The sequence below is a fragment of the Planctomycetota bacterium genome (genome assembly GCA_016125255.1).
In the GTDB taxonomy this organism is placed as follows: Bacteria; Planctomycetota; Phycisphaerae; order Phycisphaerales; family Zrk34; genus RI-421.
Map to the genome: position 1 here is coordinate 14,119 of WGMD01000034.1, position 23,595 is coordinate 37,713.

Sequence of the window (23,595 nt, forward strand, 5' to 3'; positions counted from 1 at the left end):
CCTCTCTCGAAGCCGTTTCGTTGACGCCTAGCTGCGATTGACGCGGATGACCTGTTCAAACCACCGGCCCGGCTGATTGTCGGACCCGGGCACCACGCCCTTGTCGTCGTGCATGCGGTAGCGGATGCGGATCATGTAGGGCCACATCGCGGCGTTGGTCTTGCGGAAGACCCAGCCCTTGGCGATGTTCGTCGCCGTCAGCGCTGTCACACCGGGAGGCGAAAGCGAGATGCCGTACCACTTAATATTGCCCGACGCATCGGTGTCGACGGCCCCATCGGGCGGGGCGCTGTTGGTCGTGCCGGTGGCGTAGTCGCCTGCGAACTCGATCTGCAATTCGCTCACATTGGGGACAAAGAGCGGATGCATCTGTGCAAGCTGCGAACCGGAGGGCGCGCCGCCGGGGGAGGTCGCGTTGACGCGCAGGCGCTGCGTGCCGTAGGTGTAGGTCAGTGCGACGGTATCGGAAGTGGCGTTCTTGTTTATGTCGCCCAGCGACCATTTGCACACGTCGGCCAGGGCCGTGTACGCCTGCTTCGTCACGCCGCCGGTGTAGAACCCTGCCGCCGCCCCGCCGACGTTCGACGTCTCCGTCGCATCGGTGCAGGAGTTGCCCGACACCGATCCGCCTTCCAGGAACATCGCCTGCCGGCCGAGGATCCAGTTCAGGGCGTACTGATTGGACGTTCCGGCGGCACCGAGCGCGCCATCGTCCGTACCCGCCGCGGTGGTCCGCTGGCACTGCCCGTACCAGATTTTCACGAACGGCGCGCCGGAGGTGTTGGCGACGGAGTTGTCATTGCTGGGGCAGACCGGCTCGATGTCGTTCTTGTAACGGATGAACATGAGCTGATCGATGTTGCGCGTCGGCGGGGTCTGGATGTCCGACGACTTGAGCTTGACGCCGGTGATCGTCTTGTTGCCGATGATGAGCATGCCGCCGGCGGTCGGACCGACCATTTCCTCGGCATCGCGGTCGATCTGGTCGTTGGCGATGCGGGCGTGCTGAATGATCTTGCTCACGCCCAGTCCCGAGCTGACGGCGCTGCGGGCTGTGTTGAAGATCTGGTTGACGAAAAGAATCATGATGGTCGCGACGGCCATCGCCACGAGCATCTCGATCATGGTGAAAGCGGCTTGTCCGCGTCGCTTGTTCATCGCACCACCTCGTTGCCGAACTGGAGAATGCGGGCGGTCGTGACGGTGTTGTTGATCGGGGCGCCATGGAAGTAGTTGCCGGTCAGCGCGGCGGTGCCCTTGACGACGATCGCGCCGGTGGCGGCGTTGATGCCCGGCTCGCCCAGCGAGAGGTTCGCGTCGGAGATCGTCTGCGGCGGCACCGCCGGAGCCGCCGGATTGGGCACGCGCTTCATGACGATCACGAAGATCTGCCAGTCGCCGGTCGTCGAATCGCGACGAAAGAATATTTCCCAGTAAAAGTCGCGGTTCTCTGCGTTGCCGAGCGCGCCGCCATATGAATAGGTCCGCGGCTTGCTCGCGGGGTAACTGCGGTCGTTGAGAATCCAGGGGATATTGGTCCCCTGCGTGTAGGGCGACGCGGTCGGGTCAGGCAGGCGATGCACGGCGCCGTCGTTGTAGCTGGGCGTGGCGATGAGGTCGGCCTTGGACACGCCGCGGGCGCGGAGGGTGGCGTCGACGGCGGTGGTGAGTTGCTGGGCCATCAGTTCGTCGAACGTCGACTTCTGCACGGCCGAGGCGACGGGGAAGAGACTCGAGAGCGCGATGAGCCCCACGCCGAGGATCATCACGCTGAACATGATCTCAAGCAGAGTGAAGCCGGGATGTTGAGTGTGTCTGTTCACTGTGGGATCACCGCCCCGGTGTAACGATTGAAGTAAATCGTCGTTCCGTTGTTGATGAGCCAGTCACCCTGCGAGTTGGCCGCGAAGGTGTTGGACGTGGTGGAGTTGTTCTCTGCGGCGAGGGGCGAGCCGGTGGAGATGCTCGCGAAGACCTGCCGGAATGTTTCGATGTTGTAGAGAATCACGCCCGCCACAGTCTCGATATTGTCGAAGTCGCCAGCACGATATTTCTGATTGGTCGAGTCGAAGTTGCTTTTGACGAACATCGGGCTGGTGGGCTCGTAGGCGTCCGCGTAATAGGGGTTGCCGCTGATGGTGCTGGTGCGGCTGCTGCTGACCTGATAGGCGTTGTCGCCATTGGCATCGTAGTACACGGCCCGCAGCTCGCTGCTCATCGTGGAGCCGGTGTTGCGGACGACCATTTCACCGTTACGATCAAAGCGGAGGCAGAACGGCGGGGAGAGGAGCTTGACGGTCCCGCTGCCGATGGCGCCGCCGCCGCGGATGATGCCCACCGCGCCGACGCCGCGCGGCAGGTATCCGTAGGGTCGGCCGACGACATCCTTGTACGGATGCCGCGCCACGTTGAAACCGCTGATCGTGGTCGGGTCGACGTTTTCGATGATGCGCAATTCGCCCTGCGGCGTGACCAGCACGGCGACTCCGTCGTATGTTCCACCGGCGAACACAGGCGTGTTACCGGTGAAGCTGCGGGCGCTGGACACGGCGGCGGAGAGCGCGTTGACGCCGACGGCGACCTGCCCGCTGCCGGTCAGCGACTTGAGGTTCGGCGTGGCGATCGCCAATAGCAGGACGATGATCGAGATGACGATCAACAGTTCCGCCAGCGAGAAAGCGCGGCGGCGATCGGTTTTCATGATGGAGCGGCGACTCGTGTTCACTTGCTGGCCCCTTCATAGCTGTAGATGTTGTCCGCCGCGGCTTTGGCCAGCGCGGCGTTGGCTGCGGTCAGCGTATTACCCTGCATCTGAAGCGCGAGCTGCCGATAATCGCCGAAGCTGCCATCGGGACCGGCGGAGGCGAAGTATGAGAAGGGCTTCTTGGGCATGACGGCTTCAGGCGTGCCCGAATAGCTCACGCCGGTCTGCACATAGACGATGCGTTTGCCCCATGCATCATCAACTTCCAGCCAGTTCGGGCTACTGTTGACGCGATACACCTTCTCGCTCAAGCTCGAGAGCAACTTGGCAGGCGCGCTGCTGCTGCCGGACGACACGATCACAGAGACGAACCGAAGAATGGTGTACGACTCCCAGGTGCTAGCGTTATTGATCGTCAGCGCGCTGTTGGCGCCGCCGATGGGCGGGGCGGAGGAGACGTACGTTGTGCTGTTGCCGCTGATGTCCACGGGGCTGCCGGTGAGGCGTTCAAACTCCGCGTTAACGCCTTCGAGCGCGTTGAGTGTCGTGCGGGTCTGGTTTTTCTCGGCGGGCTGGATCGTGCCGGGGCCGTAGGCGATGCCGATGCCCAGCAGGATCATGATGATCACGATGACCACGAGGATCTCAACGAGCGAGAACGCGGCACGGGAAGTGCGGCGTGGGGAGTGCGGCGTGGGGAGTGCAGATGCAGCTTCCACGCCCGCGGAACGCTTCCGATCGGTTTTCACTCCACACTCCGAACTCCACATTCCCAATTTGTTTTTCGTTTTCATTTGGAGCTCTCCAGATCGAAGCTGTAGAGGTTGTCCGCGGACAGGGTGCGCTGCTGCGGATCGTTCGAGTCGAGGTTGCCGAACTGCCCGTCGGGTCCGGCGGAGACGACGAACGGCCGCAGGTTCGGGGAAGTCTGAAAGCGTTTGACGGTCGCCGCGGCGTCGGGGTCGGCGGCGTTGGGATCGACGTACAGGAGCGGCTGGCCGAAGCCGTCGACGACGGTGAACCAGCCGTCCGCGCCGTAGGTCAGCCCCGGCAGGTCCGCCACCAGCGACCCGGTCGTCGGGCTCGATCGCAGGTCGGCGATGCAGCGGCCCATGGCGGTTTTGATGTGGCGCGGCTCGCCGAGGCCGGGGTATTCGCCGTGCGCCTGATGGAACACTTCAATGCACCGATTGAGCGTGCGGAGCGTAGCGAGCGTCTGTCGCTGCGCCGAGTCATTGACGAGCGCATCGGACACGCCCACCAGCACGCCGAGCACGAGCGTGATGACCACCACGGCCGCGACGAGCTCCAGCAGCGTCATGCCGGCGACGCGGCGCATCGGATGCATCCGATGCGATGCGGTTTGCCGGCGGGTTGTCCAAGTCACATGAATCATGCCCTGCTCTCTTGCGATCCGGTCAGGGGCCGGGCCAGACGATGTCGTCGGCCGTGCCGAATTTGTCATCCGGTCCCGCGGCGACGAGGATGAATTCCGCGGTGCGCATGCTCAACGTCAATCCCTCGACCGCGCCGGTCGTCGGACCACCGCTGGAGTTGGCCAGCGCCCAATAGCCCTCGATGATGATGCTCGGATTGTTTTCGATGCGCGGGGAGGGCGTCGACGCGTTGTCGGAGGTGTCGATGGCGACGTTGATGAGCGTGTCGTTTTCAGTGCGATTAAACGCCCCGGCGGTACCCCAGATGCGGTTCGCTTCGGTGCTGTCGTTGAGCAGGCCGAGCTTGCCGGTCAGACTCTTGCGGTAGTAGAGAATCGGCGCGTGCACGCCGCTGGACGGCATGGTCAACACGTAGGCCCCGTCGCGTTTGGGGAAGGTCGAGGTGTTGTAGACTTCACCGCTCGTCTGCCCGCCGCTGGCGTCGGCGTCGAAGCGCGCCTGCACCGTCTGATCGTTGTTGATTTTCAGGTAGGGACCATAGGTCACGGTGCCGATCTTGAATCCGGCGCCGGGCTTGCCGTCGTCGTACGCCGCGGACGGTTTGCCGGCGGTCATCGAGCCGAGGATCGCCTGCGTGAGCAGCTCGCCGCCGTTCCAGTTGGCGTAGTTGCCCTTGGCGGAGCCGAACGTCGTGGCGTTGGCGCTGCCGGTGATCTGCGTGTAGTCGCTGGGCGGGTAGCCCTTGCAGTCGCGTTCGTAGGCACTGGCGGCGATAGCGATGGCGTTCAGAAACGAGTTGGTCGCCGTGATCACGCCCTGCTTGGAGAACTGCCCGACCGCGCCGACGACCAGCCCGAGCAGGAGCAGAATGATGGCGATGACGACGAGCATTTCGACGAGCGTGAAGCCCGTGCGGAGTTTGGAGCGGGGAGTGCGGAAGGAAGACCATGCCGCTCCGCGCACGCCGCGTCCGCCGTCCTTCTTCACTCCGCATTCCACATTCCACATTCCGCATTCCATGGGTTCGTTCCTTTGTCTCAGCTCGACACCGACTGAATCAGCTTGACGAGCGGCAGGAAGAGCGCGACGACGATGAAGCCGACCGATCCGCCCAGGAACACGACCATCATCGGTTCGAGCAGACTGATCAGCGCGCCGACGGCGGTATCGACTTCGTCGTCGTAGTTGTCGGCGATCTTCATGAGCATCTTGTCCAGGTCGCCGGTCTCTTCGCCGACGTCGATCATGTTCACCACGATCGAGTCGCACACGCGGGCCTCGCGCAGCGGCGCGGCGAACGATTCACCCTCGCGGATTGAGTCGTGCACTTTCTGAAGCGCCTGCTCGAAGACCCAGTTGCCGACCGTGTCGCGGGCGATGAGGATCGCTTCGAGGATCGGCACGCCGGCGCTGATGAGCGTGCCGAGCGTTCGGGTGAAGCGGGCGATGGCGGTGAGGCGGATCAGGTTGCCGATGACGGGGATGCGCATCATCGAAATGTCGAGGATGGCGTTGCCCGCCTTGGTCTTGCGCATCATCTTCGTGATGAACAGGAAGATGACGGGCGAGCAGATGATCCATGCCCAACCCGGGATCAACTGCCCCTCGTTGGACCCGGCGATCCAGTTGGAGAGGTTGATCAGGAACTGCGTCGGCGCGGGCAGTTCCGTGTCGAAGTCCTTGAAGATTTCCTGGAACTTGGGCACGACCATGATCATGATGCCGATGAGGATCAGCACGGCGACGGTGATGACCACGGAGGGGTAGATCATGGCGCCGATGATCTTGCGCTTCAAGCGCTGGGCCTTTTCCATGAAGTCGGCCAGGCGCTGGAGGATGATGTCCAGCACGCCGCCGACTTCACCGGCGGCGATCATCTTGGAGTAGAGCCGATCGAAGACCTTCGGATGCTTGGCCATCGACTCCGACAGCGACGAGCCGCCTTCGACTTCGCCCTGAATGTCGAAGAGGGTGTTCTTGAGTTTGCCGGGCTTCTGCTGATCGGTGAGGATCTGCAGGGAGCGGAGAATCGGCAGGCCGGCGTCCTGAAGGGTCGAAAGCTGGCGCGTGAACTGCGTGAGGACTTTCTTGGAGACGCCGCCGATCGTGATCGTGATTTCGGTGGCTTTTTTCTTGCCGGCCTTTTCCGCGGCGCCGCTGGGAGCCGGGGCGCCGCCTTTGCGCTTGCGGACTTTCTTTTCGCGCACGCTGGTGGGGAAGAAGCCCTGCGCCTTGATGCGGTTGATCGCATCTTCGCTGCTGGGGGCGTCGACGGTGCCCTTCTGCGGCTTGCCGGTCTGATCGAGTGCTTCGAACTGATAGGAAGGCATGGGTGTGCTCCAAAAAACACGCCGCGAGCGGCGTCGCCAAGCGGTCCCGGCGGGACCAACGCGTCATTCCTCTTCCATCACGGTCTCACGCACGACCTCCTCGATCGTGGTCAATCCTTCAAAGATGCCCATGAGGCCCGACTGGCGCAGCGTCCGCATGCCGCGCTTGCGCGACTCGGCGCGCAGCACGTTCGTCGAGGCATGCTCCATGACCAGTTCCTTGACCTCGTCATCGAGCACCATGATCTCGAAGATCGCCAGGCGGCCCCGGTAGCCGGTCTGATTGCAGTATTCGCAGCCCTTGCCGCGGTAGAACGTCTTGCCCGCGATGTCCTCCGGCGAAAGCTGAAGCTCCATGAGCTGCTCTTCCGTCGGGTGATACTCCTCGCGGCAACGCACGCACACGCGCCGCACCAGCCGCTGCGCCACCACGCCTTCGAGCGTCGCCGTCACAAGGAACGGCTCGAGCCCCAGATCCAAAAGCCGCGCGATCGACGACGGCGCGTCATTGGTATGCAACGTCGAGAACACCAGGTGACCGGTCAGCGAGGCCTGCACGGCGATCTGCGCCGTCTCCAGGTCGCGCATTTCGCCCACGAGGATGATGTCCGGGTCCAGTCGCAGGAAGCTTCGCAGCGCCTTGGCGAACGTCATCCCCTGATCGACGTTGACCTGCACCTGCACCAGGCCGTCGATGTCGTATTCAACGGGGTCTTCGCAGGTGAGGATCTTCGTTTCGATGTCGTTGAGTTCGTTCAGCGCGGCGTAGAGCGTCGTCGTCTTGCCCGAACCGGTCGGCCCGGTGACGATCACGATCCCGTTGGGCTTGCCCATGAGCTGCCGGAAGCGCTCCAGATCGTCTTCGCGCAGTCCCACGCGCTCCAGATCCAGCTGCACGTTGGACCGGTCCAGCACGCGCATCACGACGCTTTCGCCGAAGATCGTCGGCAACACGCTCACACGCAGATCGACCGGCTGATCCTGCACGACCAGCTCGATGCGCCCGTCCTGCGGCATGCGCCGCTCGGAAATGTCCAGGTTCGACATGACCTTGATGCGCGACGTGATCGCCATCGACAGATGCCGCGGCGGCGGAATCATCTCGTACAGCACGCCGTCCACGCGGTATCGCATCTTGAACTCGTGCTCGAACGGCTCAAAGTGAACGTCCGACGCCTTGTCCTTGATCGCCTGAAGCAGCACGAGGTTGACGAGCCGCTTGACCATGTTGTCTTCGGCGGCGGCAATGAGCGTCTCCAGGTCGATCGACTCGCCGCGGCCTTCCAGTTCCGTCAGCGTGCCGGACATCTGGCTGATCAGCCCGGCGATCGATTCGCTGTCCTGACCGTAATGGCGGGCGATGTAGTCGTCGATCTGCTTGACGGGCGCGACGACGGTGTTGACGTTCTTGAAGCCCATGAGCAGGCGCAGGTCGTCGACCGCGCGGAAGTTGTCCGCGGACTTCATCGCGATGGTGATCGTCTTGGTCGTCTCGTCGTACTTGAGCGGAACGACGTGATACACCCGGGCGGTCTCGGCCGGCAGAAGCTCGAGCACCGACGCGGGAATTTCCAGATTGTCGAGGTTGAGCGTCTCCATGCCCGCCTGCGAGGCGAGCGCGGCGTTGACGTCCTCGGCGGTCACGTACCCGAGTTCGACCAGAAGCTGCCCGAGCGGCAGACGCTGACGCTGGCCCTGAATGCCCAGCGCTTCGTGGACCTGCTCGCGCGTGACCTTGCCCATCTTGATCAAGATGCGGCCGATCTTCCGCCCGCGCAGCTCGTCGATGCCGGGTTTGGGGGCTTTACCACCGGCGGCCGGTGCGGCCGCCTGGGGCTTGGGGGATTTGGTTTCTTCCGCCATCGGGAACTCCTTCACACGGCCGCGGCTTCGATCGGGCCTGCGCTCAGGCCCAACCGGTGGATCGTTTCCCGCCGCCCGCAGTCGGATTTCCGCGGCGCCGACCTGGGGAATTTCACCCACTCCTGGAGCGGGTCAAAATTCGCCGGGTCGGCCCCGCGAAGGTCGGTCTTCCCTGGCCGACGTCCGCTGGGGCCGCTGCCTGAGTCAAGCGCCCTCGCGTCCAACCACCTCTCCGACTTCGTGCCCGATCCGCCTTCTCGCAACTGGCGATTGGGGCGACGACCTCTCATCGGTTGGACGCTTCGCCGCTCAGGTTTCACGCGCCGCCGGCCGCAGGGGATCCGGCCGGCCACGCAAATCTCGTTCCCACCCTCTCGATTCCCACAACCCATTATTAACAGATTGCAGCCCTCACACAATACCCATTTTGACCCAAAAACAAGGTAGACATTTATTTTTCGGTTCATATATTGCCATGATATGCATTCAAAATAATAAATCGCCCGCGAACGTCGGCGCGCGGGTGATCATGTTTTACACAGTCAATTTGTCAGTTTAATCCGCCCCGCCCGCTTCTTCATCGAGCTCAGCGCGGTTGATGGTTCCGCCCGCCCGGTGGACTTTATCGACCAGCGACCCCGGCTCGCGGGCCTTGTCGATCATATCCTCCGCTGAAATCTTGCCTTCGGTATACAGCTTCCAGAGATGGTCATCGAGGAGCTGCATGCCGAACTTGCGGCCGGTCTGGATGGCGGAGTCGATATAAGTGACGGGCTTGCCTTCACGTATCAGATTGGCGATCGCGGGGGTCACAAGCATGAACTCGTACGCGGCGACCATGCCCGCCGTGTCGCAGCGCGGCATCAGGGCCTGGCTGATCACCGCCATCAGACTCGTCGAAAGCTGCACACGAATCTGCGCCTGCTGGTTCGTCGGAAAAGCGTCGATGACGCGGTTGATGGTGCCACCGGCCGAATTAGTATGAAGCGTCCCGAATACAAGGTGTCCCGTTTCCGCCGCTCGAATAGCCGCCTCAATCGTCTCAAGGTCACGCATTTCACCCACGAGGATCACATCGGGGTCCTGACGCAGGGCGCGACGCAGGGCTTCCGAAAAACTGGGGACATCCGCCCCGACTTCGCGCTGGTTGACAATGGACATTTTGTGCGGGTGGTAGTATTCGATCGGGTCCTCGACGGTGATGATGTGCCGGTCGAGGGTCTCGTTGACGTTGTTGATCATGGCGGCCAGCGAGGTCGATTTCCCGGAGCCGGTCGGCCCGGTGACGAGGAACAGACCGCGCGGCCGGCGGATCAGATCGCGGCAGATTTTGGGCAGGCCGATCTGGTCCAGCCCAAGGAGCTTATTGGGAATTTGGCGCAGGACGAGGGCGAGATTGCCGCGCTGGCGGAAGATGGCGACACGGAAGCGGGCCTTGTCGCCGAAGGCGAACCCGAAGTCGCAGCCGCCCAGTTCCTGAAGCTCCTGCTGGGAGCGTTCGGGGGAGATGGACTTCATCAGCGCGACGGTGTCATCGGGTTCGAGGATCTTGGTCTTCAGCTCGCGCAGATGGCCGTGCAGGCGGATGGTCGGGGGCTTGCCGACGGTCAGGTGGAGGTCGGAGCCCCCCTGCTTGACCATGGTTTCGAGCAGGCGGTCGATCTGGACGGTGGGACCGGTATTGGAGCCGGCTGTGGACATAGAGCCAATCCCTTCACAAACGATGATTCAAGGATTCGGATTCGATCAGGCCGCCGCCTCGCCGCCGGAAGGCGACTCGGTTTCGTCGTCCATGGTGACCAGTCCTTCGACCTGCGCCACGCGGGCGATTTCGTCAGCACTGGTGACGCCGTTGAGCACCTTGATGCGGCCGTCGGACACCAGCGTCCGCATGCCCCCCGCCACCGCCGCCGCACGAAGCTGCGATGCCGACGCCCGGGCGAACGCCAGTTCGCGCAACTGCGCGTTCATCGTCATCCATTCGTAGATGCCCTTTCGTCCGCGGTACCCCGTGTTCCCGCACGCCGGGCAGCCCACCGGGCGGCACACGTTCTTGCCTTCCATGTCCTGACGCGTGATGCCGATGAGCTTGAGGTGGAACGGATTGGGCTCCGGGTCCGGTTCCTTGCATTCCTTGCACAGCACGCGGATGAGCCGCTGCGCCATGACCGCCTGAATCGAGCTGGCCACAAGGAACGGCTTGACGCCCATGTCGATGAGTCGCGTAATCGCCGACGGCGCGTCGTTGGTATGCAGCGTCGAGAACACCAGGTGACCCGTCAACGCCGCCTGAATCGCCACGTCCGCCACGTCCTTGTCTCGAATTTCACCCACGAGGATGATGTTCGGCGCCTGACGGAGCATGGCTTTGAGAATGATCGGGAAGCTCAGGCCGATGTCCTCGCGGACCTGACACTGATTGATGCCGGCGAAGTTGTATTCGACGGGATCCTCGGCCGTGATGATCTTGCGGTCGGGTCGATTGAGCACGTCCAGCGCCGAATACAGCGTCGTCGTCTTACCCGAGCCGGTCGGCCCGGTGACGAGGAAAATACCGTTGGGGCGGCGGATGGCCTGATTAAAACGATCAAGCGTGTCCGGCTCGAAGCCGAGATTGGGCAGACCGATTTTGACCGAGTCCGGGCGCAGAATACGCATGACGATCGACTCGCCGTGATACGACGGGCAGCACGCCACGCGGAAGTCCACCTGCTTGCCGCCGATGCGCAGCTTGATGCGGCCGTCCTGCGGAATGCGGCGTTCGTCGATCTTCATGCCCGCCATGATCTTCAGGCGTGTGAGAATCGGGGCCTGCGTTCTTTTGGGGATGTTGTCACGCTGATGACACACGCCGTCGATCCGGTAGCGCAGTCGCACGCGGTCCGCCATCGGCTCGATGTGAATATCCGACGCGCGGGCGAGCACCGCTTCGCCGATCAGCCGGTGCACGAGCCGAACGATCGGCGAGTCGTCCGCCTCGTCCTTGCCGCCCGCTTCCTTGTCCTCCTGCTCTTCGAGCGTGAGCTTCTGCTCCTCGCCGCCTTCGAGCTGGAACGTCGCCGAGTCGATCGACTTGTCGCGCACTTCGTCGATGGACGACTGGATGTCCTTGACGAATCGCTCGATGTATTCCTTGATCTTGTTGCGGGCGCCGAGCGCCACGTCGATTTCGCAGTTCATGCGGAATCGCAATGTGTCCAGCAGGTCCAGATTCAACGGATCATGCACCAGCACCTTGAGCCGCCCGTTCGCTTTTTCAAGCGGCAGCACCAGGTACTTTTTCATGATGTCCTTCGGCATCAGCTCAAGGTTTTCCTTGGTGACCGCCGCCCCGGTGTCCAGGTCGATGTACTCGAGCCCGAACTGGCTGGCCAGCGCCCGCGCCACGTCGTCTTCCGACGCGTAATTGAGCTCCACGAGCACTTCGCCGATGCGTTTGCGTGAACCGGCGGCGACCTTCAGCGCCTCTTCGAGCTTCTGCTCCGTGATGATGCCCCAGCGCAACAGGTATTCGCCGATTTTCTTGCGACTTCTTGCCATATCAACTCCAGATGGGCGGGTTCTCCCGGCCTCGTCGCTGAGCCGCGCCGAAACCGTCCCCCTATTATGCGGCCAATTCGCATCACAGGCAAATCACAACGGTTAGGGCTTGCCAGCATGCCCCGCCAGCCGTACTGTAATTTCATGCATCGCCGCTTCGCCCCATCCCTCCGCCGCGCCGCCGCCTTCGCGCTTCTCGCGTCGCTGCCCGCCTGCAACACCACGCTCTCCAACCCCGGCGCGACCCGTCGCCTCAGCGCCCTGCTCGACTGGCAGGCCGACGCCAACATGAGCCGCGACTTCTACACGCAGCGCTACTATTACCAGTCCAACCCCCTCGACGAAACCGCCGACGCTCTGCATCAGGTGCACGCCGCCGCGACCGCCTCCGCCGACGCCGCCCCGTGATCGCCCCCGCTGCGGGTTTGCCCACGGTGGACTTGGCCCGCCGTGATTTCATATGATATCTGCTGCACGGATGCACACTGCGGCCGCAACGGCCCCATCGCCATGGCTGGATTCCCACGTTCGGAGGCATCCATGCGTTCGTCCCCCCTGCTCTTGCTCATCGCGCTTTACACGCTGGGCTTCTCCGTGGCGATCGTGCGCAGTGCCATTGCGGACAATGATGTGAGTCTGCCCTGGCTCGAACAGTACGACGCCGCCGCCGCCGCAAGCAAATCCACCGGCAAGCCCATCCTCGCGTTCTTCACCGGCTCCGACTGGTGCGAATGGTGCGCCAAACTCGATCAGCAAGTCTTCGAAACCGAAACCTTCAAGTCGTGGGCCGACGAGCATGTCGTCCTCCTGAAGATCGATTTCCCCCGCACGAAAAAACAGTCCGACGACCTCAAGAAGCAGAACATGCGCTTGAAGGACAAGTACGATGTGCAGGGCCTGCCCAGCGTCCTGTTCCTCGACGCCGAAGGCAAAGTCCTCGCCTCCACCGGCTACAAACCCGGCGGGGCCGACAAGTGGATCGAACACGCCGACCACCTCCTCAATAAATCCAAAAAGTAATCCCCCTTTCCCTCGGTTAGCGACGCCGCTTCTTGCCGTGAGCTTGCCGAACGGGCGGCGTGCTCTTCGCCTCGCGCACCGGCGCGCACTCCAACCCAATTTTCGCCGTCCCCGTGCGCCCCGCGTTTTCACCGCAAAATCCCTGATTTCGCCGCACAATTGCTCGCCCCCGCGCGCATATGCCGGTCCGTGCGCACCGCCGCGGCAACACCGTCATCCCTGTGCGACGCGTTTTAACGACTTACATCGACCCCCGGCGCACACCGCGCGCAGCAGCGTCATCCCCATGCGCCAAACGCGCCGCCCCCGTGCGCTTTGCGACGCAAATACACCTGATCACTTCCCACATTTTCATCTCCCGCAATATCGACCGCCCGCGTTCAAGCCGCTGCGAGGGGTGGGAATCAGAGCACGAAGCGCGAGAGATCCTCGTCCTTGATGATCGAGGCGAGGGAGCGGCGGACGTGGTCGGGGGTGATGGTCAGCTTGGTGACGCCGCGGGCGACCATGTCGGGGGCGTCGAAGTTCGTGTCCTCAAAGAGGCGTTCCATGATCGTCATCAGCCGGCGGGCGCCGATGTTCTCCATCTGCTCATTGGCCTGCGCCGCCAGCTCCGCCATCGCTTCGATCGCGCCGTCTTCGAAGACGACTTCCAGGCCCTCAGTGTTGAGCAGCGCCTGCTGCTGGCGCGTCAGTGCATTGTGCGGCTCGCGCAGGATGCGCACGAAGTCCGCCTTCGTCAGCGCGTCCAGCTCCACGCGGATCGGGAACCGCCCCTGAAGCTCGGGCATCAGGTCGCTGACGGCCGCGGAGTGAAAAGCGCCGGCGGCGATGAAGAGAATGTGATCGGTGTTGACGATGCCGTGCCGGGTCGTCACGGCCGAGCCCTCGACGATCGGCAACAGATCGCGCTGCACGCCCTGGCGCGACACGTCGGGCCCGCCTTTGCCGGAGCCCTCGGCGGTGGCGATCTTGTCGATTTCATCGAGGAAAATGATGCCCTGCTGCTCCGTGCGCGCGATCGCTTCCTCGGTGAGCTTCTCGCGGTCGATCATCGACTCGGTTTCCTGATTGAGCAGCACCTGCCGGGCTTCGGCGATGGGCATGCGGCGCGACTGGGTCTGGTCGGGGATGAGGTTCTCGAACATCTTGCTCATCTGCGGGTCCATCTGATCGAGGCCCATGTTCGAGAACATCGCCACGGGGACGGACTTGCTGTGAATCGTGACGGTGACGGGGCGGTCTTCGAGCTTGCCCGCGCGAAGCTGTTCGAGGAGCCGCGCCCGCGCCTGCTCGCGCCGCTCGACGGAGTCGTCGGTATCGACCGTGCCGCCGCCGCCGGAGCCGGCATGCACCATCATCGACCCTTTGGGCAGGAGCAGATCGAGGAGCCGCTCTTCGACGGCCGCCTCGGCTTTTTCGCGGACTTTATCGGCGAATTCGACGCGGACAAGCTGGATGCCCTGTTCGAGCAGATCGCGGATCATCGATTCGACATCGCGCCCGTGGTAGCCGACTTCGGTGAATTTGGAGGCCTCGACCTTGATGAACGGGGCGCTGGTCATCTGGGCGATGCGTCGGGCGATTTCGGTTTTGCCCACGCCGGTCGGGCCGACCATGATGATGTTTTTCGGATTGACTTCGCGCGCCGTCGCGGGGTCAAGCTGCTGTCGCCGCCAGCGATTGCGGATCGCCACGGCGACGGCGCGCTTCGCGGCGCTTTGCCCGATGATGAACCGATCGAGTTCAGCGACAATCTGCTGCGGGGTCATATTTTCCATGCGCCCATGATATGCGGGAAAAACCGGTGGAACCGACGCGCCGCAGGGACGTAGGATCAAATGGTGACATTCTCCCTGTTTCAAGAAAGGCCAGGTGCGACATGACCGTTCAAACCGAAATGGCGACGACGAGCAATGTGCTGCACGTTCACGTCAGCGGCAAGCTTACGAAGGAGGATTACGCCCAGTTCGTTCCGCGCATCGAAGCGATCATCCGCGATCACGGAGCCGTGCGGATTCTGTTCGACATGCATGACTTTCACGGATGGAACATGGCGGCGATGTGGGAGGACATGAAGTTCGGGTTCCGGCACTTCAATGACATCGAGCGCATCGCGATGGTGGGCGAGAAGGCGTGGGAGCACGGCATGGCGGCGTTCTGCAAGCCGTTCACGAAGGCGAAGGTCCGCTACTTCGACCGTTCGGAGGAACAGGCGGCGATCGCGTGGGTCGAAGCGGATTAAGTGAATCAATGACCGACTGGCGCATGTGATCCAGCGGCCTCAACCGGTCGCGCTGGGCGTCTGACAACATTCTCATATTCTCAAGAATGTGAGAATGTTGTCGATGTTCGTCACGTGGTGCTTGGTCGCTTTAGAGCGGTTTGACAAATCAAATAGCGTTCTCAACGAGCCGCGACCGTGAGGGAGCGGTCAAGGAACGCGATTGGATGCGGGCTCGACCGCTTGCTGACGCGCGCGGCTCGTTAGGATGCGTGGCGACACATTGATTCAAACCGCACTAGTAGGCGCGTTCGACTTTTGCGCCGGGGTAATACTCATCGAGGATTTGAAGCGGGTTGAAGCCGGCGCGGGCCATGCCTTCGGCGCCGTACTGGCAGAGGCCCACGCCGTGTCCGAATCCGTGGCCGTTGGCGAAGACGACTTTTTCGCCGCGGACTTCGACGTCGACGTGCGAGCTGAGGAGTCGGTCGGAGCCGGTGGGCGGGAGCTTCAGGTCGGCGTTGGCGTAGTTGCAGGCGATCCGGAAGCTTTCGCCGCGGAGCTTGTAGGCGTGACCGCGGTCATCGACGATTTCGAACTGCACGGGGCGGCCCAGTTCGTTGCGCGCGGTGGTGTTGATGTGCAGGATGTTGCCGAGCTGGCCGATGGTGAGCCCGTAGGCCTGTCCCCATGCTCCGATGCGGCGGGAGAGTTCGATGCGGTCGCGCGTGATCGGGCCCCATTCGTAGTAGCGTGAGGCGCTGCACCATGATCGGACGCGCCTGGGGGCGAGGGGGGCGAGGGGCGTGGCGGCGCCGAAGGCGTCGGCTTCGCTCTGCCCGGTGCCGCCGCACGTGCTGGAGTAGTAGGCGGTGAGGACTTGTCCGCGGTAGGTGAGGACGAGGCCCATGGTGTCGGCGACGGCCTGGGTGCAGATGGCGGTCGTGGCGGCGCCGGCGTAGGCCTGGGAGGCCTGCGTGGATTCGACGTCGTAGTATCGGCCGGGGCCGTCGTCCATCATGCGGCTGATGGCGTAGGAGCGGGCGGCGATGGCCTGGGCCAGATACGTCGCGGGGGCCCAGTGATCGTACAGTTCATGCTCGAGTACGCCCGGCAGATACGCTTCGAGGCGAACGTGGTTGATGACGTCGAAGGTATTGCCGGCCGCGCCGGGGTAGAGCCGCAGCGCGCCCGGATAGCGCGACTTGCCCACGCCCAAAGGCGAAGGCCCCAACGGATCGATCACCAGCACCGAGTTGCGCGGGAACGCGCTGACCGTGTCCCCGGCCCACTGCCCGACGCTGAGCTTGACGGTCAGCGGCGTGGAGACAAGCTGTTTGCGCGTCGGGTCGGTGAGCGGATAGACCTGAATCTTCGTCGGACTCGTGAAGGTGACGGAGTCGGCATCGCGCAAGATGCGGACGCGAATGATCGGCTCGCCGGGCAGTTTCCGCTCGGCGGTGATGACGGGGGCGGGGGCGCTGGAGGAGGATTTTTCGCAGCCGTGCAATGCGACGATGCAAAGCGCCAGCGCGACGCCCATCGCGCAGCGCATCGCTGAAACTATCGGACGCAGTGAATGAAGCGGGAGGCCCGATGCGGGCACCGGCGTGTTGTGCCGGGGCCCAGCCATCCTTGGCGCGTTCGGGCGGGTGCGAAGCATGGGGTGTCAATCGTGGGTGAAGCGGGCGGCGGATCAGTCGGCGTCGAGCGTACGGAGGCCCAGGCCCATCGACGCGAGCTTGGCCTTGATTTCGTCCAAGCTCGTCGCGCCGAAGTTCTTGATGCCCAAAAGCTCGGCCTCGGTGCGGGCGATCAGGTCGCCGATCGTGTTGATGTTCAGCAGGTCCAGCGCCTTGCGGGCACGGACGGATAGTTCCAGTTCGTCAACGGACTTGTCCAGGACGTTCATCGCCTCGTCGCCGGCGTCCTTGAGCTGCTCGTAAACTTCCTGCCGGACGGCGTGGCGCTGCTGTTCGAGGGCGGCGCCGAGGCGGAGGCCCTTGGTGGCGAGCATGGTCTTGATTTCCGAGAGCGTGGTTTCGCCGAAGTTTTTGTAGGCCATCAGCTCGGCTTCGGAGACGCGGAGGAGGTCGCCGAGCGTGCGGATGTTCATCTTCTTAAGGCAATTGCGGGCGCGGACGGAAAGCTCGAAGTCGGTGACGGGGGTTTCCAGAAGCGAGCCGTGCTTGTCGCGGAGGCGTTGCATGTCTTCGTCGTAGTACATACTGCGCGAGGCCTGCACGTCCTTCATGTAGAGCCGGGCGCGCGTGTGGTTGGGGTCGGTGTCGAGGACCATCTTGAGGCAGCGTTCGGCCTTGGCGTAGTCGCCGTTGTCTTCGTACATGACGGCGAGGTTGACGAGGGCGTTGATCGCCGCGGGGCCGGTCGCGCAGGCCTGCTCGTACAGATGCAGCGCTTCGCCGTCCTCGCCGACGAGGTCGAGGTGGTATGCGAGACGGAAGCACACATGCGGATCGTCCGGCGACGCTTCGAAAGCGCGCTCCAGATGCACGATGGTGTTCCATCGATCGAGCTGCGACTCGGCGGCGCGGGCGTGCTTGTAGTGTTCGGCGGCGGCGGGCGACGGCGATGCGGGCGAGGTCATCGACGACAGATCAGAGCTTGCGGTGGACATGTGGTAACCGACTCCATGACGGTGGGCGAATTGGCGCACCGGGTTGCATTGGCGAAGTAGACACTAAGGTTAACGCCGACAACCCCGCAAGACAAGCGGCGAGGCGGGAAGGGGCGATCTGGCGATGCGGCGATCTGGTGATGTCAGCCAACCCGTCGGCTGGTTCTGTTCACATCACCACTTCACGATATCACCCCATCGCCCCGTCACCACTTGTCACCCCGCCGCCGCGAGGGCTATAATCGGGCGTAGTGGGTTGTGCTGCGGGCATTTCTAAATTCCTGAATTTGTGGGACGGACCAACATGCAAGACGGCTCCAAATCGCGCGACGTGTGGCTGACGATCCTCTTCACGCTGCTGCTGCTGGCGGGTCTGGCGCTTTTGCTGTTGGGCGTGTACGAAGCGGTGACGGCCAAGCAGTTTGTCACGATGGGGCTGGGGCTGCTTTGCGTGGTGGTGCCCGCTTCGCTTTTCGCCCTGTCCGGCCGGGACTCGGGCAATGCGGATTTGCTGGCTCATGTCATGGAGCAGAACCGCCTCCTGCGCGCGATCAACGACCGCATGCTCATCAGCGATCAGGCCAAGCGCATCGCCTTCCGTCAGAAGGACCGCGACGCCCTGCGCGAAGCGATCATCGAAGACCTGCGGCTCGAGGACTACGACGCGGCGATGGCGCTCGTCAACGAGATGGCGGACACGTACGGATACCGCGAGGAAGCCGAGCAGTTCCGCCAGCAGATTCTGGATGTGCAGGCCAAGAAGCGCGAGGTGATGATTCAGAAGGCCATCGCGAAGATTGATGAAATCTGCGAGCGGCGGGATTGGGATCTGGCGCGGCACGAAGTGGGCCGGCTCCAGCGGATGTACCCCGATTTTCAGTCCATCCTCGAACTGCCCAACCGCGTCGAGAAGGCCCGCAACAAGCACAAGCTCGAACTGGAGCGCGAATTCCTCGAAGCGGCGGAGCGCGATGACAACGACCGCGCGATGGAGCTGCTCAAGGAACTGGACCGCTACCTGACGCCCGAAGAGGCGGCGCCGTTCCTGGAAACCGCCCGCGGCGTCGTGGGTAAGAAGCGGCAGAACCTCGGCGTGCGGTTCAAGATGGCGGTGCAGGACCGCGACTGGATCGACGGCGTCGTCGTCGGCGAACAGATCATCAAGGAGTTCCCCAACTCCATGATGGCCAAGGAAGTCCGCGAAATGCTCGACACCCTCCGCCAGCGCGCCGCCAGCCAGCGCGCCGCCATGGCCGAGGGCACCCGGGCGTAATGCATTGACCCCCCGCCCTTGAGGGCGGGGCTGGGGGCGGGTGAGGCGCATCCGTATGGGTGATGTGGCGCGCGGCGGCTCGTGTATCAGAAATGAATGTCGATACGGACGGGATGTTGGGCTGATGTGATTCACCCCCACCCAACCCTCCCCCTCAACGGGGGAGGGCTCTGACACCCTGTCTTCGTGAGAGTCCCTATCGTGGCGATCGCGCGTCTTGCTTCCGCCCGGCGACAGGCTTAAGCTTTCATCCCCGCCGAACCTGCGAAAGACGTTTTCATGAAGACGATGAAGGCACTGGTCAAGGCCAAGCGTGAGCCCGGGCTGTGGCTCGAAGAGGTGGCGATTCCCGAAGTGGGCATCAACGATGTGCTGATCCAGGTGCTGCGCACCGGCATCTGCGGCACGGATGTGCATATCTACAACTGGGACGCGTGGGCTCAGAAGACGATCCCCGTCCCGATGGTCGTCGGTCACGAATTCGTCGGACGCATCGTCGAGATCGGCTCCAACGTGCACGACTTTGAAGTCGGCGACATCGTCAGCGGCGAGGGCCACGTCGTCTGCGGTCATTGCCGCAACTGCATGGCCGGCCGGCGTCACCTCTGTGCCCACACCAAGGGCGTCGGCGTCAATCGCCCCGGCGCGTTCGCCGAGTTCCTTTCCCTGCCGCAGACGAACGTGTGGTATCACGACTCGGGCATCGATCGCGATGTGCAGTCGATCTTCGATCCGTTCGGCAATGCCGTGCACACCGCCCTGAGTTTCGATCTGCTCGGCGAAGACGTGCTCGTCACCGGCGCGGGACCGATCGGCATCATGGCCGCCGCCGTCGCCAAACATGCCGGCGCTCGCTACGTCGTCATCACCGATGTGAATCCGTATCGCCTCGACCTGGCGAAAAAGATGGGCGTGACGCTCGCCGTCGACGTGCGCTCGACGACGCTCGCCGAGGTGCAGAAGCAACTGGGCATGGCGGAGGGCTTTGACGTCGGACTCGAAATGAGCGGCAATCCGCATGCGTTCCGCGACATGATCGCCAACATGGCGCACGGCGGAAAGATCGCCATGCTCGGCATCCCCGAAAAGGAAATGCCCATCGACTGGAACGCCGTCGTCTTCAACATGCTCACCATCAAAGGCATCTACGGCCGCGAAATGTACGAGACGTGGTACAAAATGACCGTCATGCTTCAGAGCGGACTGGACATCAGCCCCGTCATCACCCACCGCTACGGCTTCGAAGATTTCCAGAAGGGCTTCGACGTCATGCGCTCGGGCATGAGCGGCAAAGTCGTGCTCACCTGGAACGAGGGATGAATATCGCGATATTGCGATGTGGTGAAATGGTGATGTGAAAAATCACCACTTCGCCATATCACCATTTCACCACTTGGATCAGCCATGTACGACAACTACAAACAACACCTCGCCGCACAGCTCGCCGACATCCGATCCGCCGGTCTCTACAAGTCCGAGCGCGTCATCACGAGCCACCAGAAAGCGCACATCGCCACGACCCAGCGCCCCGATGTGCTCAACATGTGCGCCAACAATTACCTCGGCCTCGCCGATCACCCCGCTGTCGCCGCCGCCGCGCAAAAGTCCCTCGACCAATGGGGCTACGGCCTGGCCAGCGTCCGCTTCATCTGCGGTACGCAGCAGCTTCACAAACAACTCGAAACCAAAATCACCGACTTCCTCAAGACGGAAGACACGATTCTCTACACAAGCTGTTTCGACGCCAACGGCGGGCTCTTCGAAACCCTGCTCGGCCCGGAGGACGCCATCATCTCCGATGAACTCAACCACGCCTCCATCATCGACGGCGTCCGACTCTGCAAAGCCCAGCGCTTCCGCTATCGCAACAACGATATGGCGGACCTGGAAGCCAAACTCGAAGAAGCGGCGTCCGCGCGATTCCGCATGATCGCCACCGACGGCGTGTTCTCGATGGACGGCACCATCGCGAACCTGCCCGCCATCTGCGATCTCGCCGACAAGTACGATGCGCTGGTCATGGTCGATGACTCGCACGCCGTCGGGTTCATGGGCAGGCACGGGCGCGGCACGCATGAGCATCACGATGTCATGGGCCGCATCGACGTCATCACCGGCACCTTGGGCAAAGCCCTCGGCGGCGCCAGCGGCGGGTACACCAGCGGCCGGCGCGAAATCATCGACCTGCTCCGCCAGCGCTCCCGCCCGTACCTCTTCTCCAACACCGTCGCCCCGATGATCGCCGGCGCCTCCATCGCCGCGATCGACCTATTGACCAAGTCGACGGACCTGCGCGATAAGCTCGAGTCGAACACGAAACTCTTCCGTGCCGGCATGACCGAGCGCGGCTTTGATATCGTGCCGGGCGTGCATCCGATCACGCCGATCATGTTGGGCGAGGCCACTGTCGCCGCTCAGTTCGCCGAGCGGATGCTCGCCAAGGGCGTCTACGTCGTGGGCTTCTTCTTCCCCGTCGTCCCCAAGGGCAAAGCCCGCATCCGCGTCCAGGTCTCCGCCGCCCACAGCGAAGCCGACCTGCACTTCGCGATGGACGCCTTCAGCGCCGTCAAGGCGGAGATGGATCTTTGAATCGTCCTCGTGCTCGTTCCTCGTTCTCGTTCTCGCGATTTCGAGAACGAGAACGAGGAACGAGAACGAAGGGGAACCGGTTGCGGGCAATCCCCCATGAAAAAAGTGCACCCTTTGATGGTGCGGGATCGATCCTGACGTATAATGGCTGCTCAGGTCGCAACCTGCGGTCTGATGTCGCGTGACCTTTTGCACATGTGAACCGACGCTGAAACCGCCCGAAACGAATTCGATGTCGCCGGAGATGGCTGTGCCCGCCGATGGATTGGCGCGTTTGCCCAAGCCCAGTGCCGTCGAGCTTCGCACGTATCTGTGGGTCTACGCCGTGAGTCTGATCGGGATGCACGTGCTGGCCAGCGCCGCGGCGATTCCGTGGCTTTTCAGTTGGACCGGCTTCGTCGCCTTCGCCGTGGGGATCTTCTTCTTCGGACAGGGCATCAACTTCTGCTATCACCGCCTGCTGACGCACCGCTCGCTCATCGTGCCGGCCTGGATCGAGCATTTCTGGGTGATCATCGCCCTGTGCTGCATGGAGGACACGCCCTGCAAATGGGTCACCGCCCATCGGCACCACCACAAGTTCTCCGACGAGCAGGAGGACCCGCACAGCCCGCTCGTCAATTTCTTCTGGAGCCATTTTCAATGGCTCACCTACCACAACTTCGACACGCGCACGATGACCGCCTATCACCGTTACGCCAAGGATATTCTCGCCGACCGGTTCTACATGCGGCTTGAGAAAAACCTCTGGCTCGCCCCCGGAATTTACATGATTCACGCCTTGTTGTTTTTTCTCGCCGGCGGCGTCATCGGGTACCTCGCGGATGGAACCATGCTCGAAGCGCTCCGCATGGGGTTGAGTCTCGTGGTGTGGGGCGTCCTGCTGCGGACGGTCGCGGTGTGGCACATCACCTGGTCCGTCAACTCGATCACCCATCTGTGGGGCAAGCGGCTTTACGACACTTCCGACAACAGCCGCAACAACTGGCTCGTCGGCCTCCTCGCCGCCGGCGAGGGCTGGCACAACAATCATCATCACGATCAGGCCAGCGCGTCCAATCAGCATCGCTGGTGGCAGATCGATCCGACGTACTACCACATCGTCGTCTTGAAGTGGCTCGGCCTGGCCAAGAAGGTCATCCCCCCCAAACACATCCGCCACGCCCAGGCCGCCCAGCGCCGCGCTTCCCGCTGAAGCCGCTCGCGGCTTAGCACTTCTCCATCACTACATTCACGCCGCGCGGCGCTCGCGTCCGCTGGCCGCCATGACCGTCGACGCGGCGTACTGCATCGTCACGCGCTGCCGTTCGCGGCCGCAGCCGACACCGTCGAGCGATGAGAGCGAACCGCTGTGGCGGCGCTGGCCCGCCAGGGCCGCGCTGAGAATCATCGGCTCCGCCCCGCCGCTCAACAGGCGGCAGTGAAAGTCATAGCGATACGCATGCAGCAGCGATGCGTCGAACACACCGTACTGCTCGAACGCGTCCGCCCGGTAGAAGCTCGCCGTCGCCGGAATCAGGTAGTCGCCGCCCATGACATAATTGGCCAGCGACACCGGCTCCTGCGCCTCGATGCGCTCGATCACCCGGTCCGACGCATCGATCAGCGTCGCGCCCCCGGCGATCCACGTCGGCATCCGCATCGACCGGCAGAAGTCCGCCACCCGATGCAGCGCGAACGGCAACAGCACATCATTGGCGTGTACGATCGTGACCAGCTCGCCCGTGATGTTCCTTAGCGCCCGGTTCACCGCCGCCGCCGGGCTCTCGTCCGGCACGCTCGTCCACCATTCCAACTCGTCCGCATACCGATCGATCAGCGCCAGCGACCCGTCCGCCGACCCGCCGTCCGCGATGACCAGCTCGAGGTTGTCATACCCCTGATCCAGCACGCTGCAGATCGCCCGCTCGATGAACGGCGCATGATTGAAACTCGGCATGATCACACTGATGCGGGGCTGACGCGCCATGTCGGAACTCCATACGGTAAAAGCCGCCCGATCGTCACAGGCGTTACA

General features: G+C 63.1%; 21 protein-coding genes. 7 read left to right on the top strand and 14 right to left on the bottom strand.

The window, feature by feature from the left end; all coding sequences use genetic code 11:
• Nucleotides 1-27 precede the first annotated feature (27 nt).
• The 10 genes from GC162_19780 to GC162_19825 all read right to left on the bottom strand — a co-directional run bounded on the left by GC162_19780 (nt 28) and on the right by GC162_19825 (nt 11,834).
• Nucleotides 28-1,158 (bottom strand): prepilin-type N-terminal cleavage/methylation domain-containing protein, encoded by a 1,131-nt coding sequence (locus GC162_19780; GenBank protein ID MBI1370880.1) that lies wholly within the window; start codon nt 1,156-1,158, stop codon nt 28-30.
• Entirely contained in the window at nt 1,155-1,886 is a 732-nt protein-coding gene (locus GC162_19785; protein ID MBI1370881.1) for a prepilin-type N-terminal cleavage/methylation domain-containing protein, read from the bottom strand. The genes GC162_19780 and GC162_19785 overlap by 4 nt, the downstream gene beginning before the upstream one ends.
• Nucleotides 1,820-2,725 (bottom strand): prepilin-type N-terminal cleavage/methylation domain-containing protein, encoded by a 906-nt coding sequence (locus GC162_19790; protein ID MBI1370882.1) that lies wholly within the window; start codon nt 2,723-2,725, stop codon nt 1,820-1,822. The genes GC162_19785 and GC162_19790 overlap by 67 nt, the downstream gene beginning before the upstream one ends.
• The gene (locus GC162_19795) at nt 2,722-3,498 is read right to left on the bottom strand and encodes a hypothetical protein (GenBank protein ID MBI1370883.1); all 777 of its coding nucleotides are present in this window, start codon (nt 3,496-3,498) and stop codon (nt 2,722-2,724) included. The genes GC162_19790 and GC162_19795 overlap by 4 nt, the downstream gene beginning before the upstream one ends.
• Nucleotides 3,495-4,100 (bottom strand): hypothetical protein, encoded by a 606-nt coding sequence (locus GC162_19800; GenBank protein ID MBI1370884.1) that lies wholly within the window; start codon nt 4,098-4,100, stop codon nt 3,495-3,497. Before GC162_19800 ends, GC162_19795 begins: the two co-directional genes overlap by 4 nt.
• A 22-nt stretch (nt 4,101-4,122) precedes the next feature.
• Nucleotides 4,123-5,109, bottom strand: coding sequence for a prepilin-type N-terminal cleavage/methylation domain-containing protein (locus tag GC162_19805; protein MBI1370885.1), 987 nt, complete (start codon nt 5,107-5,109; stop codon nt 4,123-4,125).
• Nucleotides 5,110-5,138: 29 nt separating this feature from the next.
• Nucleotides 5,139-6,431, bottom strand: coding sequence for a type II secretion system F family protein (locus GC162_19810; GenBank protein MBI1370886.1), 1,293 nt, complete (start codon nt 6,429-6,431; stop codon nt 5,139-5,141).
• A gap of 63 nt (nt 6,432-6,494) precedes the next feature.
• Entirely contained in the window at nt 6,495-8,294 is a 1,800-nt protein-coding gene (locus GC162_19815) for a pilus assembly protein PilB (protein ID MBI1370887.1), read from the bottom strand.
• A gap of 555 nt (nt 8,295-8,849) precedes the next feature.
• On the bottom strand, nt 8,850-9,995 hold the full coding sequence (locus GC162_19820) for a PilT/PilU family type 4a pilus ATPase (protein ID MBI1370888.1): 1,146 nt from the start codon (nt 9,993-9,995) through the stop codon (nt 8,850-8,852).
• A 45-nt stretch (nt 9,996-10,040) separates the two neighbouring features.
• Entirely contained in the window at nt 10,041-11,834 is a 1,794-nt protein-coding gene (locus GC162_19825; GenBank protein MBI1370889.1) for a type II/IV secretion system protein, read from the bottom strand.
• A 144-nt stretch (nt 11,835-11,978) separates the two neighbouring features.
• On the opposite strand from GC162_19825, the gene GC162_19830 reads away from it, so the two are divergent.
• Nucleotides 11,979-12,242 carry a hypothetical protein gene (locus GC162_19830; GenBank protein ID MBI1370890.1) on the top strand — a complete coding sequence of 88 codons (264 nt, stop codon included), beginning with the start codon at nt 11,979-11,981 and terminating at the stop codon, nt 12,240-12,242.
• 102 nt (nt 12,243-12,344) lie between these two features.
• Entirely contained in the window at nt 12,345-12,854 is a 510-nt protein-coding gene (locus GC162_19835) for a thioredoxin fold domain-containing protein (GenBank protein MBI1370891.1), read from the top strand.
• Nucleotides 12,855-13,258: 404 nt separating this feature from the next.
• On the opposite strand, the gene hslU is transcribed toward GC162_19835, so the two are convergent.
• Nucleotides 13,259-14,635, bottom strand: a complete 1,377-nt coding sequence (hslU, locus tag GC162_19840) for an ATP-dependent protease ATPase subunit HslU (GenBank protein ID MBI1370892.1) — start codon at nt 14,633-14,635, stop codon at nt 13,259-13,261.
• 101 nt (nt 14,636-14,736) lie between these two features.
• On the opposite strand from hslU, the gene GC162_19845 reads away from it, so the two are divergent.
• Nucleotides 14,737-15,099: an STAS/SEC14 domain-containing protein gene (locus GC162_19845; GenBank protein MBI1370893.1), complete on the top strand. Its 363-nt coding sequence runs from the start codon at nt 14,737-14,739 to the stop codon at nt 15,097-15,099.
• Nucleotides 15,100-15,376: 277 nt separating this feature from the next.
• Here the strand turns inward: GC162_19845 and GC162_19850 are convergent, their stop codons facing one another.
• Complete coding sequence (locus GC162_19850) at nt 15,377-16,741, bottom strand: SpoIID/LytB domain-containing protein (GenBank protein ID MBI1370894.1); 1,365 nt, start codon at nt 16,739-16,741, stop codon at nt 15,377-15,379.
• A 33-nt stretch (nt 16,742-16,774) separates the two neighbouring features.
• Nucleotides 16,775-17,716, bottom strand: coding sequence for a tetratricopeptide repeat protein (locus tag GC162_19855; GenBank protein MBI1370895.1), 942 nt, complete (start codon nt 17,714-17,716; stop codon nt 16,775-16,777).
• 304 nt (nt 17,717-18,020) lie between these two features.
• Here GC162_19855 and GC162_19860 point away from each other — a divergent pair, with 304 nt between their 5' ends.
• The 4 genes from GC162_19860 to GC162_19875 all read left to right on the top strand — a co-directional run bounded on the left by GC162_19860 (nt 18,021) and on the right by GC162_19875 (nt 22,773).
• On the top strand, nt 18,021-18,989 hold the full coding sequence (locus tag GC162_19860; GenBank protein MBI1370896.1) for a hypothetical protein: 969 nt from the start codon (nt 18,021-18,023) through the stop codon (nt 18,987-18,989).
• A gap of 288 nt (nt 18,990-19,277) precedes the next feature.
• Nucleotides 19,278-20,309: an L-threonine 3-dehydrogenase gene (locus tag GC162_19865; protein MBI1370897.1), complete on the top strand. Its 1,032-nt coding sequence runs from the start codon at nt 19,278-19,280 to the stop codon at nt 20,307-20,309.
• 84 nt (nt 20,310-20,393) lie between these two features.
• A complete protein-coding gene (locus GC162_19870) occupies nt 20,394-21,578 on the top strand; it encodes a glycine C-acetyltransferase (GenBank protein ID MBI1370898.1) in 1,185 nt (394 codons plus the stop codon).
• A 232-nt stretch (nt 21,579-21,810) separates the two neighbouring features.
• A complete protein-coding gene (locus GC162_19875; protein ID MBI1370899.1) occupies nt 21,811-22,773 on the top strand; it encodes an acyl-CoA desaturase in 963 nt (320 codons plus the stop codon).
• Between the two features lie 36 nt (nt 22,774-22,809).
• Here the strand turns inward: GC162_19875 and GC162_19880 are convergent, their stop codons facing one another.
• Nucleotides 22,810-23,547 (bottom strand): glycosyltransferase, encoded by a 738-nt coding sequence (locus tag GC162_19880; GenBank protein MBI1370900.1) that lies wholly within the window; start codon nt 23,545-23,547, stop codon nt 22,810-22,812.
• Between the last annotated feature and the right edge of the window lie 48 nt (nt 23,548-23,595).

Bases quoted from the DNA above. Each gene is read 5' to 3' on its own strand.
- GC162_19780 (MBI1370880.1), bottom strand. From the start codon at position 1,158: ATGAACAAGCGACGCGGACAAGCCGCTTTCACCATGATCGAGATGCTC.
- GC162_19795 (MBI1370883.1), bottom strand. From the start codon at position 3,498: ATGAAAACGAAAAACAAATTGGGAATGTGGAGTTCGGAGTGTGGAGTG.
- GC162_19800 (MBI1370884.1), bottom strand. From the start codon at position 4,100: ATGATTCATGTGACTTGGACAACCCGCCGGCAAACCGCATCGCATCGG.
- GC162_19805 (MBI1370885.1), bottom strand. From the start codon at position 5,109: ATGTGGAATGTGGAATGCGGAGTGAAGAAGGACGGCGGACGCGGCGTG.
- GC162_19810 (MBI1370886.1), bottom strand. From the start codon at position 6,431: ATGCCTTCCTATCAGTTCGAAGCACTCGATCAGACCGGCAAGCCGCAG.
- GC162_19815 (MBI1370887.1), bottom strand. From the start codon at position 8,294: ATGGCGGAAGAAACCAAATCCCCCAAGCCCCAGGCGGCCGCACCGGCC.
- GC162_19820 (MBI1370888.1), bottom strand. From the start codon at position 9,995: ATGTCCACAGCCGGCTCCAATACCGGTCCCACCGTCCAGATCGACCGC.
- GC162_19825 (MBI1370889.1), bottom strand. From the start codon at position 11,834: ATGGCAAGAAGTCGCAAGAAAATCGGCGAATACCTGTTGCGCTGGGGC.
- GC162_19830 (MBI1370890.1), top strand. From the start codon at position 11,979: ATGCATCGCCGCTTCGCCCCATCCCTCCGCCGCGCCGCCGCCTTCGCG.
- GC162_19835 (MBI1370891.1), top strand. From the start codon at position 12,345: ATGGCTGGATTCCCACGTTCGGAGGCATCCATGCGTTCGTCCCCCCTG.
- hslU (MBI1370892.1), bottom strand. From the start codon at position 14,635: ATGGAAAATATGACCCCGCAGCAGATTGTCGCTGAACTCGATCGGTTC.
- GC162_19845 (MBI1370893.1), top strand. From the start codon at position 14,737: ATGACCGTTCAAACCGAAATGGCGACGACGAGCAATGTGCTGCACGTT.
- GC162_19850 (MBI1370894.1), bottom strand. From the start codon at position 16,741: ATGCTTCGCACCCGCCCGAACGCGCCAAGGATGGCTGGGCCCCGGCAC.
- GC162_19855 (MBI1370895.1), bottom strand. From the start codon at position 17,716: ATGTCCACCGCAAGCTCTGATCTGTCGTCGATGACCTCGCCCGCATCG.
- GC162_19860 (MBI1370896.1), top strand. From the start codon at position 18,021: ATGCAAGACGGCTCCAAATCGCGCGACGTGTGGCTGACGATCCTCTTC.
- GC162_19865 (MBI1370897.1), top strand. From the start codon at position 19,278: ATGAAGGCACTGGTCAAGGCCAAGCGTGAGCCCGGGCTGTGGCTCGAA.
- GC162_19870 (MBI1370898.1), top strand. From the start codon at position 20,394: ATGTACGACAACTACAAACAACACCTCGCCGCACAGCTCGCCGACATC.
- GC162_19875 (MBI1370899.1), top strand. From the start codon at position 21,811: ATGTCGCCGGAGATGGCTGTGCCCGCCGATGGATTGGCGCGTTTGCCC.
- GC162_19880 (MBI1370900.1), bottom strand. From the start codon at position 23,547: ATGGCGCGTCAGCCCCGCATCAGTGTGATCATGCCGAGTTTCAATCAT.